Below are 13,336 nucleotides of genomic sequence, written 5' to 3' on the forward strand. Positions count from 1 at the left end.
AAAAAAGAAAAAGGGGAAAGGTTTTAATTTACTCTTTCCCCTTTGCTGTCTCTACGCTCTTCAATTTATGTATGAGGCTTCGCCCTTATGCTTTAACTAAGGGTATCTTTTACTACCCGCACCTACGACTCCGATTTTGTGGCGATAGGAAAGTTCTGCACCGAACCACCCAGAAAGGCTAGTCAAAGTTCCTACAACCAGCGAGATTAACAATCCCCAAGGTAGGATGCGTGACTCAATATCACCAAGACGAATTAGGAAATTAACAAGAGTTAAAACAAGCACAGAAACATTTAGTATCAAATGTGCCCAGCCAGCCTGGCGCTTGCGGACTCGCTCTATTTTCATAAAGTCGCTGAGGCCGATGATTGCAGCTAAGACACCTCCGCCTAATCCCAGTCCAATTAACCAGAAGGAAGCCCTAGCCCAGAAGAAATCTTTGGTCAGCCAGTAACCGAAATCACTTCCCAAAGCTGCGGCTAAAAAAGCTATAGGAAAGATCACACTTAACGGGTGTAGAGGATGACCTGCGATCGCAACTGTACTGGGTACACCGCTATCATGATATTCGCGATCGTCACTTTCAATAATAGGCGGCAAATTAGGAAATGGTGTCGAGGTCGTTTGGGTATTCTCTGTAGTTTCCATGATTTTATTACCTTAATTTGAGGAAGGAATTTGCTCAACATAAGCTTGAGCTTGGAGTATAAGTTTTCCTGGTTCTACCTTTAAACTGTTAACTTGTAAGGTCATTCCTTCCAAGTCAAAGTTGCTCAAGTTTAAAAGTTCGCTGGTTTGATTTACCAAAGCTTTTGTCAGTTCTGGCGATATTTCTTCACCTTGTCCATACTCAACATTCTCTAAAGAAACAGTTTTGCCGTTAGCACTAACACGGGGTACTGCTTCAAAAGCAACTTTGTGTGTTTCGCCAGTTTCTACTAACAGAATATTGGCATTAATGGCAACTTTCCCATCACCTGGTAGGCGAAACTCTACATTTTGTGGGTTAATTGTTCTCACTTCTCCATTGACTTGTATTTTCTGACTTTGAAGTTGAGAACGAACATAGTCTGAGTTAAAAGCGCGGTTAATATCTGCTTCATTTAAAACGACTCGCGCACTTCCCACAGTGGGTTTTGTTAGCTCAATTTTGCCAAATGCAACACTTAAAGGATTTATGGCAACGCTTTGGATTTGCATATCCATTTCCTCCACTCGGAGGTCTTTTTGCATTACCATACCCTCTCCTTCAATGGAGACTGAATCTACCTGTCCTTGAACCAATTTGAGCGGATCGGTTTTAATCTCGACATCTAAATTTTCTACTTCATCTAACTGGCTAGATAAACCGACTTCTGCCGCTTTATTCAGCGCTTGCTCTCCTAGCCCAGGACTTTCAGTCATGATAATTTAATCTCCGAATTTGACCAGAAAAATGAATTATAAAAAATGATAGATATTTGTATTTTTTACGCCTGCAAACTAAGTAGATAAATATCTATTTTCAAGACTTATAACCTATTTATAGAATTAGAGCGTAATTTTATACATCATCTTTCATTCTTGAGCATTCATCTTTTAATTGACTACCTTTGAGTCAATCTAGAAAATTGGCGCAGAAAAATTATCTATCTGACGGCGGAGTAAATATTGAATATCTCTATATCTAAAAGTAGAAGTATTTATTTATGAGTAAAAATTTTTATTTTTCTACCCGAGGTGATTAAGGTAATCACTCAAAAGAAAGAGGGAAGGATTCTCAGCCGTATGCAAACTTGGTATTAGTGACAAATAAGAATTCTTTCTGAGGAGAACTGAATAATGGTAGCTAGTTTAGATGATACTAAACGTAATGCAATTGCCGTTAAATTGGCAGATATGAAAGCTTTGCAAGAGTTGGTTCTACAAAATGAACAACAACTTTTACAGCAAGGTCTAGATTCCGAAATTTCTGACCGCATTCGGGATTTCATCAAAGATGATCAAAAGAATTTAGGGATTTTGGAAACTGTAATTGGTCAGTATGGTATCCAAGCTCAACCCAGACAAACAGTTCAACAATTTATTGATAGAGCTCGCGAATTATTCCAAGGTTCTGAACTCAGCTTGTATGATAAAGTATCTCAGCATGAATTGTTGAAGCATCAAATAGTGATGAGTGGCTTAATTGTTCATAAGGCTGCTCAAAAAGTTGGTGCTGACGTAATGGTTGCGATTGGGCCTTTGAATGCAGTTAACTTTGAGAACCGCGCTCACCAAGAACAACTCAAAGGTGTTCTGGAAATTCTAGGTGTTCGCGAACTCACTGGTCAAGAAGCAGATCAAGGTATTTGGGCACGTGTTCAGGATGCTATGGCCGCAGTTAGTGGTGCAGTAGGTAGCGCCGTTACCCAAAGTAGTGACAAAAAGGATATGAATATCCAAGATGTCATTCGTTCAGATCATGCCAAGGTAAATACTCTATTTACCGAACTGTTGCAAAGCAACAATCCCCAAAAAATTCAAGAGTACTTCGGTCAAATCTACAAGGATTTAACCGCCCACGCTGAAGCAGAAGAAGAAGTAGTTTACCCACGTGTACGTGCTTTCTACGGTGAAGGTGATACCCAAGAACTGTATGACGAGCAAGCTGAAATGAAGCGGGTTTTAGAAGAAATTAAAGCAATTAGCCCCTCTTCAGATCAATTCAAAGATAAAGTCAGACAGTTGATGAATGACGTTGGCGACCATATCCGCCAAGAAGAAAGCACAATGTTTGCTGCTATTCGCAACAACCTCAGCAGCGAACAAACCGAACAATGGGCTACTGAATTCAAAGCCGCTAAGAAGAAAATTCAAGAAAGACTTGGCGTTGTCAGCGAAGCTAACATCTAGGATATCTTCAAGCCTTCTTTGGAAGCTAGTAAAGGTTAGTTAGAAGCTACTCCCAGCACCTCGGTGTTGGGAGTATTATTTATAAATCGCCATGATTGCTTCTATCGTGGTAAATCCTTCATTCTCTTCTACAGCACTTCTGAGCTTTGCCGAGTCCAGCGCATCCTCAATGGCTTCTAGTAACTTTAGATCCTCAATATTAATAATCGCTACAACTGCTTTACCTTGATGCTCAATTAAAATACGTTCTTTGCCGTACTCAGCACGGTTAATTAGCTCTGGTAAATTAGCACAAGCCTCGGTTGCACTGACAATATCCATAATTTTGTAAAAAACTACATTATTTTATTTAGCAAAAAAAGCGATGCCTGCGGCGAGCTGCACCAACGCGCTTTGTCAGGCGATCGCATCAAGATAAAAAACATTTTAGGGAATTTGAGGAGACTGCCAGTATTTATAAGCTGTATAAGCCATAGTCACCACCCCAGTGATAATTGCAGATTCATCAACCTCAAATTCTGGATGGTGTAGGGGGTGATTAATAATTCTGTCTTTGTAGCCTACACCCAAGCGGAACATCGCACCTGGAGCGTGTTCTAAATATACAGAAAAATCTTCAGCGCCAAGGGAAGATTCAGGTAAGACTTGGACGCGATCGCTACTCCAAGCTTCTTCTGCTGATGATTGCAATAATTGTGTCAGGGCATAATCATTTTGCACGCTGGGTACACCCTGGTGATAATTGACTTGATACTTGGCCCCAAAGGAATGGCAAACATTAGCCACAATTTTTTCAATCCAGTTAGGGAGACTCGCACGGGTTTCGGGGTGAAGCGATCGCACAGTTCCCAACAAGCGGACTTTATCAGCAATGACGTTGGGCGCTCTTCCACCAGTAATTTGCCCAATGCTCAAAACTACAGGCCGTAGGGGATTTTGTGTCCGGCTAATGGCTTGTTGCAATGCAGTAATTACCTGCGCTGCAATCCAAATTGCATCTATCGCCTCATGGGGACGGGCCCCATGTCCAGACTCACCAATAATGATAATCTCTAAATCGTCAGCCGCAGCAGTTAACGCACCATAACGCACGCCAATGGAACCTGCAGGTATAGAAGGGAAAACATGAACCCCCAAGATGGCTGAAACTTTTTCCATTGCCCCATCTTGTACCATCCAGCTTGCGCCTTGGGCAATTTCCTCAGCTGGCTGAAATAAGAATCGGGTTTTACCACCTAATTCTTCTGCTATTTGGGATAATACCATTGCTGTCCCCAAACCCACAGTAGTGTGGACATCATGACCACAAGCGTGCATCACACCTTCAGCGCGAGAGGCGTATTCCAAACCCGTGCGTTCTTGAATGGGTAAAGCGTCCATATCGGTACGAATTGCCAATAAACGCTCATCACTACCATTACCTTGTAGTTCTCCAATCACACCGGTTTTTCCCACACCCTCTTGCACATGAAGGCCACTGGAAGAAAGCACACCTGCAACAAAAGCAGATGTTTGGTATTCCTGACCACTGAGTTCAGGGTGAGAGTGAATATGACGGCGAATTTCAATCAGACGAGGTGCTAGTTTTTTGGATAAATCTTTAATCTGGGTAAGCATGAATTGATCGCAAGTGACAGGCTTTGTTCCCATGATAAAGAAAGGGTTAAGGGTCAAGAGCCAAACAATTTTAGATTTTGCGGAAAGTCTGAGCGGCGGCTTCCGCCGCTCAGAACTTTCCAAGACGGATTTTGGATTGACCATTCTCAATTACCCATTCCCCAGTCCCCAGTACCCAGTCCCCAATACCCATTCCCTATTTCTTCTTCTGATTCGCTTGTGCGTCTTGCCCTTCTTGTAAAGACCAACCATAGGGTTTATCAGAAGTGACCACACCATTAGCCATAGTTGTCAGCCGGAAATTTGCCGCCCGGAAGTTAGTAAACAGCAATGTAGCACCTTTGAGGTTAGCTGCTTCTAAATTGGCACTGATAAAACCAGCATAAGAAAGATTGGCATTTTCTAAAGTTGCTGATTTTAAATTTGTACCTGTTAAAGAAGCACCAGTAAGATTTGCAGAAGTCAGAACCGCAGCTTCCAAATCCGCACCAGTGAGGTCAGCATTTGTCAGGTTCACTTGGGATAAATTAGTTGCCTTCAAATTAGCATCTCGTAAGTTTGCACCAGCTAAATTCAGTTGTGTAAGGTCAGCACCGCTTAAATCGCACCGGGGACAGGAACTTGCGGCTTTTAATTGATCAACGTCTTGCTGATTGAAGGCTAAAGCTTGTTCTGCTAACCCAAAACAAGCTAACAGGCTAAGGATAGCAACAATCTTGAATTTCATATGTGTTACGGATATTCACTAAACTAGATGATATGTAATATCTTGTACTATTGAAAGGCCATAATACTTACATTGTTCCCTTACCTTGCAGGCGAGGCAGCGTGACAGATTACAGTTTATTCGCGGATACAAGATGTAGTATCACAACTATAGCCGTTGTCATACCAAACATATCCGAATTTTTCGCTAAATTACAGCTAATGAAGCGTCAATGAAGAAGTTATAAAATTAGTATAAATTCTCGTGGTTATACTACCCAAATGCAAGTCTAGGGTTTAGAATCGTCTCGTAACCAACTATACTGAACCTCTTATAGACTACCACATATTGCGATCCCCCAAGCTCACGAGAAAGAGCAGCTTGGGGGATCTTAAATTTTTTAGAGGAAAAGCAATCAAGAACATTGAGAATATAGCGGTCTGAAAAATCAGGGCTATTAGTACGCCAAAGCATTACGCCAGCTTCTTAACCTCCCAATTAATGATGTAGAAATTGCCCAACTCGCACAACAAGCGGAAATTCATTATGCAGGTGTGCAATGCGGGATTATGGATCAGATGGCTTCGAGGCTAGCTGATACTGAGCATATGCTATTTTTAGATACTCGTACTCTAGAACAGCGTGTGTTACCTTTAGCTTCAGATGCAGAGATTGTAGTCATAGATAGCGGTGTGCCTCGTAGTTTAGCTAGTAGCGGATATAACTAAAGACGCGCAGAATGTGAAGCGGCGGCGCGATCGCTAGGAGTTAAAGCACTGCGCGACATTAGCGATGCTAGTGCTGTGGAAGATTTACCAGAACCCTTAAAACGGCGTGCGCGTCACGTAGTTACAGAAAATAACCGCGTTTTGGAAGTGTTGCAAGGAGTTTCATCTCAACGTTTTGGTGAATTGATGAATGCATCCCATGCTAGCTTGCGGGATGATTACGAAGTTTCTGTACCAGCATTAGATACATTAGTTGATATTTTGCAGAAAACCCCAGGCGTTTTGGGCGCAAGGTTAACGGGTGCTGGTTTTGGTGGTGCTTGTGTAGCTTTAGTATCAGGGCAAGGCAAAGCTTCGGCGATCGCAAATCAGGCCCTAACAGCATACAATCAATCTGGTTACACTGGAAAAATTTTGGTGCCAGAAACTTTTGCCACATAACAAATGACAGATAAAAAAGTTGTTTTCGGTAATGCACAACAGGAAGGCGCAAATCGCTGGGGATGGTTCATGGGACACTTTATTACTCCTGTGGACGATCCACGTTCTACAGAAGAGTTAGAAGTTAAATGGGGTATTCATAAAGCTGGTGATAGTAGAAACCAATGGGTAATAAATAACCAAGCTGCTACTATTTCAATTCTGATTAATGGAAAATTTCGTTTGCAATTTGAAGAGAGAGAAATTGTATTATCCCGTGAGGGTGATTACGTTCTGTGGTGTGCGGGTGTACCTCATACTTGGATAGCTGAATCTGATTGTACGATTTTAACTATTAGATGGCCTTCTAAACCTGGTGATAGTGTTGGAATTACAAACAAGTAGGAAGGCAAAATTTTGCGTCTATAAATCATTATTTACTAGATAATGTTATATTTTAAAACTGCAAACCCTTATTTTGTAAATTCTGCTCAATCTGCTGTATATTTTCTACTGTTTCTCCCGCTACTATCCCATAAATTTCGGTGTAAATTTTGCCGTATTTAACCTTCTCTAAAGCCGATAAAATTATCAAGTCTTTGCGTTCTAATTCTGGTTATAAACTCAATAAAATAGCGTCAAATGTTCCATCTATGCGGTAGTCAGTAGAATATTTAGCTACTTCCTTTCCTAAATTTAATAGAGTATGGCGCTGCAAGCAAAGTGGAGTTGAACTATTAACGCGAAAATTAGCATCTATTATATAAAATACTTCTGCAATTACCTGATCAAAAAGGTATTAATTGTAGAGTTATGAATCTTCTATCTATAAGTATAAAAAAAGTAGCTATAAGTATTAAACAATTATTTTCTATCTCTAACTTTCGTATTAGCGCTGATGCCATACTCTCGCTGCTAAATTATCCTACATGAACTTCAAAAATCAAATATGAATCCTATACAATTACCAAGACTTAATTATTTATATGATTCTAGTTAAAAATTTCAGTCCTGAGAAGCATAACAGCTTGTTTAATATTTCCAAAATTCTATTGAATATGTATAACTACTTACAAAATATAAAAGCTTAAAAACTAGTATAAAAGAGCATTTCTACTTAGAAAAATGCAGCAATAAATCAGAAAATATTTTTCTAATCTAAAATTTTGAACTAAACAATTATATATATAGTAATCTGCTTTCAGGATGTATCTTATTCTGAATCTACCAATTATCCACAATCAACCAAAATTCACAAACATAGAAAATTAGACAAAATCTAAATTTCTTAGTTGGAATTTTGAATTGGTACTCAAGCATTGATTACAAGAACCAAGAAAGTTTATCCCTTTTCGCAGTATTTCTTCTAATTCTGTAGAGATTGTTGGTTAGTACCCATACCTACACACTAAATTTTCGTTTCAATTGAGGAAATTAACATGGTTACCATACAACCTCAGAACTCCCAAATTGATCGGTTAATGCGCGATCGCGTCGTTCTTATTACTGGTGCGAGTCGCGGAATTGGTGCTGCTACTGCCAAATTGTTCAGTCGTCATGGTGCAGCAGTAGGAGTAAATTACTACAGTAGCGAGAAAGCTGCTCAACAAGTTGTGGAAGAAATTTCGTCAGATGGAGGAAAAGCACTAGCAGTCAAGGCAGATGTTAGAGACTCTCAGCAAGTAAATGCAATGGTGCAAGCAGTTTCTAAGGCTTTCGGTGCAATTGATACCCTGATAATTAACGCCAATGCTAATTTTCCCATTGCACCTTTCGTAGATTATCGCTGGGAAGATTTTGAAACCAAATTACTAGGAGAACTTCAAGGAGCCTTTTTTCCTTGTAAAGCAGTTGTACCATCAATGATGGAACATCAACGAGGTTGCATTATTGCGATTAGTAGTGGGTTATCTCGCAATCCTGGTGAGGGATTTTCCGCTCATAGTACTGCTAAATCAGGATTGGATGCTTTTGTGAAAAGTTTAGCATTAGAACTCGGGGCGCACGGAATTAGAGTGAATGCGATCGCACCGGGATTGACTATCACAGATGCAACTGCAAGATTACCTCAAGAACACAAAGCAGCAGCGGCTAAATTTACACCTTTGAAAAGAAACGGAATGCCAGAAGACATCGCTAGTGCAATTCTCATGTTAGCTTCTGATGAAGCCAGATTTATTACAGGTGCTTATTTACCTGTTAGTGGCGGCGATCAAATGCTTTGATACCACTTTGGAAAAAGAATACAAAATCTAATCTAGGGACACAATATACATTGCGTCCCTATATATTTTTTATTTCCTTTTCAACTTAGTAGTTCTTGCTTCTACCGAATTAATTACGAATTTGTAATTAATTTCGGTGCTTTTGTATGTGAACCATATAGTTCCACAAATCTTTTAAACAGCAACATTGTTTGATGATTAGAAGCAAAATTTATATTAAATAACCTCTCAAGATTTTTTTCGCCCAAGTTGCGTAAATAAGGTAAGTCTTCAAACAGCGTCAAATAAGCAGCTAAATGCAATAAGATTTGCAAGATAGGCTTTGGCCATTCTAGATCACTGTAGATTTCTATAAATAGATAATGCTCACTTTGAGTTAAAGGTAATGCATAAAACATGACAGTGATGCGTTTGCCATTGTAAACCGGAATACTCAGTTCAACTGTGTAGGGAGTATGTAAGATTAAATCAACTTCCACAATTGGTTGTCGCCAAATCCTCAGCGCATTAACTGGAGATTCTAAAATTGTTTGAAATTGGATTTTACCCCCAATCTCTGTAGGCTGAAACGAGTTGATATTAATGACTCGCAGATTGTTCAGGCTAAACTTGTGGATAGTTTCTAAATGTTTTAAATTCAACAAATGATAGATTTGGCACAGATAAGGAAAAGGTAAAATATATTCCTGGCTGATCATGTGCCGCTTTTTTAAATCAAACTTGCTATCTTGAATTGGGCATAAAGAATTTGCATTGCTATTTACATCTTGCTCTGGTCTTAAATACAGCCAACTCAAAAAGAAAAATGATGCTGTAAATAGCTGAAACACTTCCAAAGTAGATATATAACCATCGGCAAATGTAGCAAAACTTCTATCAGTTATACCAAAAAGCCAAGATGGAATACCCGCTAGCCAAATACCATTTTTGAGATTGAGGATAAAAAGACCAAATTCAAATTCTAGAGATTGAGTAGCATTTTCAGCAGTTGCATCACTCTGCTCATGTATGAGGTTAGTAGGCATATTCTTCAAAATAAAATCTATCGTTATGGCAATAATTACTATCTGCAATTGCCTCAATTCTAGCTATAGATAATTTCATCAACCTCTACCTATGGCTGGAAATAGAATTACCCAATAGCTATGTAATTTAATACAGTTAATATCAAAAATTCTTGCTCAAATAAATAATATACATTTATCTAAAAAGTAATTTTAGTTACTGCGTAAATCAATGACTGTATATTTTATTTCTGAGATTTACTTAGCAAATTTATATAAAATATTTCTTGAAGAAGAGGTCAAATCATATAATCTGATTCAGAAAATTAAGACTAAAGCAAAGATATTGAGTTTTAAGGCGCAAGATTAGGTTGATTATTTGGGTTTTGAAATAATCCTTGGTCTCATCTAGTAAAAGCTGTGGATCACTCGTAACTATTTCCTCTACCCTACAAAAGCAATCTGATCAGCTGTAGCAGTAGTAGTTGCGCTGATTGCTACTCACATTGAAATAATTACACTAATTGAGGTTCATGAAATTTCAATCAATGAACTCATCAACATATTTAGTTGCACCCAGCAGCAACAACTGCTTGTGTAATATCAACAGAACAATTAGTACCTCAACCTATAGAATTACTACCGCTTTAGCGGTATTATTTTTAAATATTTTCGCCAAAATTCCCAGAGACAGCAGCAATGACTATTCGCCATGCGACTGAAATTGACTTACCAGCTATTGTGGCAATTTACAATGCTGCAATTCCTACCCGCATGGCTAGTGCTGATTTAGAGCCAGTGTCAATAGAAAGCCGTCTAAATTGGTTTCGCGGGCGATCGCCTTCACACAGACCCCTTTGGGTGATAGAAGTAAATAGTGTAATAGCTGGGTGGCTGAGTTTCCAATCTTTTTACGGACGGCCAGCTTACAGTAAGACTGCCGAAATTAGCATTTATATTGCTCCAGAGTTCCAAAAATGCGGATTAGGACAACAACTTTTAGCACAAGCAATTAAGCAAAGCCCAGATTTAGGCTTAAAAACTTTAATTGGCTTTATTTTTGCTCATAATCAGCCCAGTTTAAAGCTATTTGAACGATTTGGATTCACGCCTTGGGGACATTTACCCAACATCGCAGAACTTGATGGTGTAGAACGTGACTTAGTAATTATGGGGCTACGACTCACTAACTAATCACAACACAGAGGACTTATTTTCTGTAGCTTGAATAAAGGCTTCAAAATCACTTCCTGGTGTCCATTGAATCGCGCCATCTCGCCCCGTAAAGAAAAGTTTCGTTTGACTTTGGCTAAGTTCAGATAAAACCTTTGGTTCCAAGTCAGGGGAAGATGCGATCGCAATTTCTGGTTGTAGCGCTAAAACTAAATCCTTTAAAGATTCCGGTACACACCATAGCACTTGGGGACGAGGTAAACTCCCAGACTTAACTAACTGTGCAATTTCTTTAGACTTGAGGTTACCTACTAATAACCAATTCTGACCTTGAATTTGCAATTGCAACATCGGCAACTGCTCATTAATTAATTGTGCCACTACCGAGCCAGTAGTAATTGCTTGTCCCAATGCCAAAGGCTGATATAAGCCTTGACGCTGTTGGACGTTCTGTTGAATTACCTGCGCTTCCACAATGTTTTCTGGCTTAGGGGGATAGCTGTAAAAATTTTTGATAGGTAAGCGCTGCATGACTTCCAGCCAACCACTACTCTCATGATCTTGAAAATCAGTGGCGATCGCCCAATCAATTTGATTCACACCTTGCTGTTGTAAAAATGGTAAGATTGTGAAGCGTCCTGTACTTTCATCTCCACTATTAATTAGCGTGACTGTGCCCCTGTCTTGAATAACTAAAACTGGTTCTGCACCTGCTGCTAATACAGTAATTCGGAACAAACTGTTAGCAGAATGCCAAACTGGAATAAGTACTAAACCGATGGCAATAAAACTAGCAAACCACCAGCGTTGTCGCCACCAACGTGCTAAAACAACTAATAAAATTAATGTATAGAGAGTGAGCATTTGCCAAGGGGAGATACTCCCCACAGCAAAGGAATTACCAGGTAATTTGCTAAAAAATTCTACTAATTTAATTAGCCAATCAGTAGGGGGATGCAAAATTCCTGCTAAAAAACTGCCAGCGTCCGGCCAAATTAATGCTGCTAAGGCACTAATAATTCCACCGATACTAATAATAGAAATCAACGGGGTGGTAATAATATTGAGGATTAAACTGTAAGACGGTACTACCCCAAAGAAAAACAACTGCAACGGTAAAGTCCAAATTGTTGCGGCTAACGGGACAGCAATCAAAGATGCGATCGCAGGTGGTAACCAACCCAAGCGTTGAATAATCGGTGGTACTGTGACAACTAATCCCAGCGTCGCTAAAAAGCTAAGTTGAAAACCCAAATCCCAAATCCATAACGGATTAAATAGTAATAATATTGTTGCCGCTAGTAATAGCGAGCCTAACTGTTTTACCTTTCTTTTTAAAGCTAATCCTACTAATGCCGCAAAACCCATAATTACGGCTCTTAAAACCGCAGGTTGAAAACCAGTTAAACTCAAGAAAATCAGCAATCCTAAACAGCCAAGGATAAATTGAGTTACCTTTTTAGAACGCCTCGTTAACTGTAATATTACGCCTAAAATCAACGAAGTCTGAAAACCAGAAGCTGCTAAAGCATGAGCCAAGCCAGCCTGGACAAATAAATCGCGGATATCATAAGGTAAATCAACAGTTTTGCTGCCTAAAACCATTGCACTGACAAGCGGCCCTTCTGGAATACCCAGCCAACGAACTTGCGATCGTACTATTCGCTCGCGAACTTGCCACCATCCCCATTTACGCGGTTCTTCATCTAAAATATTTATCTGTCTACCTGTTAAACCCGCAAATGTAGCTTCTTGTTTGAGAAACTTTTGAAAGTCAAAAGCACCAGGATTGGATGCTGCTTTTGGCTTGTACAAAATTCCAGTTACCGCAATTTGTTGACCTGGATATAAGCCAGTTGCTTGCAGTATCGGCACTGTAACATATAACTTACCCGTTACCCCTTTACTTACACCTGCGGGGCCATCACCTTTTTTGACTTCATCTAGCTGAGTCGCTTCCAACCAAAATTGTCCTCGCTGAGTCCGAGTTAACCTTGGTGTACTTGCCACTTCACCACGCACACTTACTACTTGTTCTTGATTACTACTATTTCCTGGCGGGACGAATTTACTAATATCTTTTGGCCCTGGTTCTGGTACTCGCCATTGAAAATACAGGGTAGCCAGCAAACCTACCAAACCTGCAACTAACCAAATTCGAGGTTGGGGAGTATTTTGCCAGAAACTAGATATTGCCTTAGCTTTAGTCGCAGCATTTTCTGGTTTTTGACTAAGTTGCCGTGATTTAAGAAAACGTAGCCGCAACAGCACTGCTATCAATATTCCTAGCAAAAAAATCCATACACCGCCCCAAGGAACTGCTGTAAATAGTAGCCCCAGAATATAGCCAAGACAGATAATTACACCACTAGCCTGAATCATAAGACTTCTAATACAAGTACTTGCTGACTATAAAATGAAACCCGCAGATGCGGGCTGTGTTTGTAGAGCCAGTGACTACCAGTCTTATGGGGCACAGGCTTTATTTGTAGAACTTTTTGCAATAACTTTATCAAAAAGATGTGCCTAAATTAAACCCTAGTACCGCATGGATAAACAAAATCAAAATTGCTGTAGTCGGCTTTCAAG

Annotated in this window: 11 protein-coding genes and 2 pseudogenes; 5 read left to right on the top strand and 8 right to left on the bottom strand. The window is 39.7% G+C overall.

What is annotated here, in order from left to right; translation table 11 throughout:
- Nucleotides 1-96: 96 nt before the first annotated feature.
- Both HGR01_RS09745 and HGR01_RS09750 read right to left on the bottom strand, forming a co-directional pair.
- The gene (locus HGR01_RS09745; protein WP_045874499.1) at nt 97-648 is read right to left on the bottom strand and encodes a DUF2231 domain-containing protein; all 552 of its coding nucleotides are present in this window, start codon (nt 646-648) and stop codon (nt 97-99) included.
- 12 nt (nt 649-660) lie between these two features.
- Complete coding sequence (locus HGR01_RS09750; RefSeq protein ID WP_045874500.1) at nt 661-1,404, bottom strand: DUF2993 domain-containing protein; 744 nt, start codon at nt 1,402-1,404, stop codon at nt 661-663.
- Nucleotides 1,405-1,821: 417 nt separating this feature from the next.
- On the opposite strand from HGR01_RS09750, the gene HGR01_RS09755 reads away from it, so the two are divergent.
- Entirely contained in the window at nt 1,822-2,874 is a 1,053-nt protein-coding gene (locus tag HGR01_RS09755) for a hemerythrin domain-containing protein (protein WP_045874501.1), read from the top strand.
- A 75-nt stretch (nt 2,875-2,949) separates the two neighbouring features.
- On the opposite strand, the gene HGR01_RS09760 is transcribed toward HGR01_RS09755, so the two are convergent.
- The 3 genes from HGR01_RS09760 to HGR01_RS09770 all read right to left on the bottom strand — a co-directional run bounded on the left by HGR01_RS09760 (nt 2,950) and on the right by HGR01_RS09770 (nt 5,218).
- On the bottom strand, nt 2,950-3,195 hold the full coding sequence (locus tag HGR01_RS09760; RefSeq protein WP_045874502.1) for a type II toxin-antitoxin system Phd/YefM family antitoxin: 246 nt from the start codon (nt 3,193-3,195) through the stop codon (nt 2,950-2,952).
- 105 nt (nt 3,196-3,300) lie between these two features.
- Nucleotides 3,301-4,491, bottom strand: a complete 1,191-nt coding sequence (locus HGR01_RS09765; protein WP_045874515.1) for a M20 family metallopeptidase — start codon at nt 4,489-4,491, stop codon at nt 3,301-3,303.
- Between the two features lie 196 nt (nt 4,492-4,687).
- Nucleotides 4,688-5,218, bottom strand: a complete 531-nt coding sequence (locus tag HGR01_RS09770; RefSeq protein ID WP_045874503.1) for a pentapeptide repeat-containing protein — start codon at nt 5,216-5,218, stop codon at nt 4,688-4,690.
- Between the two features lie 446 nt (nt 5,219-5,664).
- Between HGR01_RS09770 and HGR01_RS09775 the strand changes: the two are divergent.
- Together HGR01_RS09775 and HGR01_RS09780 are read left to right on the top strand one after the other, a co-directional pair.
- Nucleotides 5,665-6,366, top strand: a pseudogene (locus tag HGR01_RS09775) (galactokinase); the annotation flags it as partial.
- Nucleotides 6,367-6,369: 3 nt separating this feature from the next.
- Nucleotides 6,370-6,750: a signal peptidase I gene (locus HGR01_RS09780; RefSeq protein ID WP_045874504.1), complete on the top strand. Its 381-nt coding sequence runs from the start codon at nt 6,370-6,372 to the stop codon at nt 6,748-6,750.
- A 52-nt stretch (nt 6,751-6,802) separates the two neighbouring features.
- Here HGR01_RS09780 and HGR01_RS09785 read toward each other — a convergent pair.
- A pseudogene (locus HGR01_RS09785) lies at nt 6,803-7,111 on the bottom strand (carbamoylphosphate synthase large subunit); the annotation flags it as partial.
- Between the two features lie 673 nt (nt 7,112-7,784).
- Between HGR01_RS09785 and HGR01_RS09790 the strand changes: the two are divergent.
- Entirely contained in the window at nt 7,785-8,570 is a 786-nt protein-coding gene (locus HGR01_RS09790; RefSeq protein ID WP_045874505.1) for an SDR family NAD(P)-dependent oxidoreductase, read from the top strand.
- Between the two features lie 113 nt (nt 8,571-8,683).
- Here HGR01_RS09790 and HGR01_RS09795 read toward each other — a convergent pair whose 3' ends face one another.
- On the bottom strand, nt 8,684-9,595 hold the full coding sequence (locus HGR01_RS09795) for a hypothetical protein (RefSeq protein WP_045874506.1): 912 nt from the start codon (nt 9,593-9,595) through the stop codon (nt 8,684-8,686).
- Between the two features lie 678 nt (nt 9,596-10,273).
- Here HGR01_RS09795 and HGR01_RS09800 point away from each other — a divergent pair.
- Entirely contained in the window at nt 10,274-10,768 is a 495-nt protein-coding gene (locus HGR01_RS09800; protein ID WP_045874507.1) for a GNAT family N-acetyltransferase, read from the top strand.
- On the opposite strand, the gene HGR01_RS09805 is transcribed toward HGR01_RS09800, so the two are convergent.
- Complete coding sequence (locus tag HGR01_RS09805) at nt 10,769-13,129, bottom strand: ComEC/Rec2 family competence protein (protein ID WP_045874508.1); 2,361 nt, start codon at nt 13,127-13,129, stop codon at nt 10,769-10,771.
- Between the last annotated feature and the right edge of the window lie 207 nt (nt 13,130-13,336).

This window comes from Tolypothrix sp. PCC 7712 (assembly GCF_025860405.1).
Classification (GTDB): domain Bacteria; phylum Cyanobacteriota; class Cyanobacteriia; order Cyanobacteriales; family Nostocaceae; genus Aulosira; species Aulosira diplosiphon.

What these genes read in the sequence shown, in the direction of transcription:
- HGR01_RS09745 (WP_045874499.1), bottom strand. Translation starts at nt 648, where the DNA reads ATGGAAACTACAGAGAATACCCAAACGACCTCGACACCATTTCCTAAT.
- HGR01_RS09750 (WP_045874500.1), bottom strand. Translation starts at nt 1,404, where the DNA reads ATGACTGAAAGTCCTGGGCTAGGAGAGCAAGCGCTGAATAAAGCGGCA.
- HGR01_RS09755 (WP_045874501.1), top strand. Translation starts at nt 1,822, where the DNA reads ATGGTAGCTAGTTTAGATGATACTAAACGTAATGCAATTGCCGTTAAA.
- HGR01_RS09760 (WP_045874502.1), bottom strand. Translation starts at nt 3,195, where the DNA reads ATGGATATTGTCAGTGCAACCGAGGCTTGTGCTAATTTACCAGAGCTA.
- HGR01_RS09765 (WP_045874515.1), bottom strand. Translation starts at nt 4,491, where the DNA reads ATGCTTACCCAGATTAAAGATTTATCCAAAAAACTAGCACCTCGTCTG.
- HGR01_RS09770 (WP_045874503.1), bottom strand. Translation starts at nt 5,218, where the DNA reads ATGAAATTCAAGATTGTTGCTATCCTTAGCCTGTTAGCTTGTTTTGGG.
- HGR01_RS09780 (WP_045874504.1), top strand. Translation starts at nt 6,370, where the DNA reads ATGACAGATAAAAAAGTTGTTTTCGGTAATGCACAACAGGAAGGCGCA.
- HGR01_RS09790 (WP_045874505.1), top strand. Translation starts at nt 7,785, where the DNA reads ATGGTTACCATACAACCTCAGAACTCCCAAATTGATCGGTTAATGCGC.
- HGR01_RS09795 (WP_045874506.1), bottom strand. Translation starts at nt 9,595, where the DNA reads ATGCCTACTAACCTCATACATGAGCAGAGTGATGCAACTGCTGAAAAT.
- HGR01_RS09800 (WP_045874507.1), top strand. Translation starts at nt 10,274, where the DNA reads ATGACTATTCGCCATGCGACTGAAATTGACTTACCAGCTATTGTGGCA.
- HGR01_RS09805 (WP_045874508.1), bottom strand. Translation starts at nt 13,129, where the DNA reads ATGATTCAGGCTAGTGGTGTAATTATCTGTCTTGGCTATATTCTGGGG.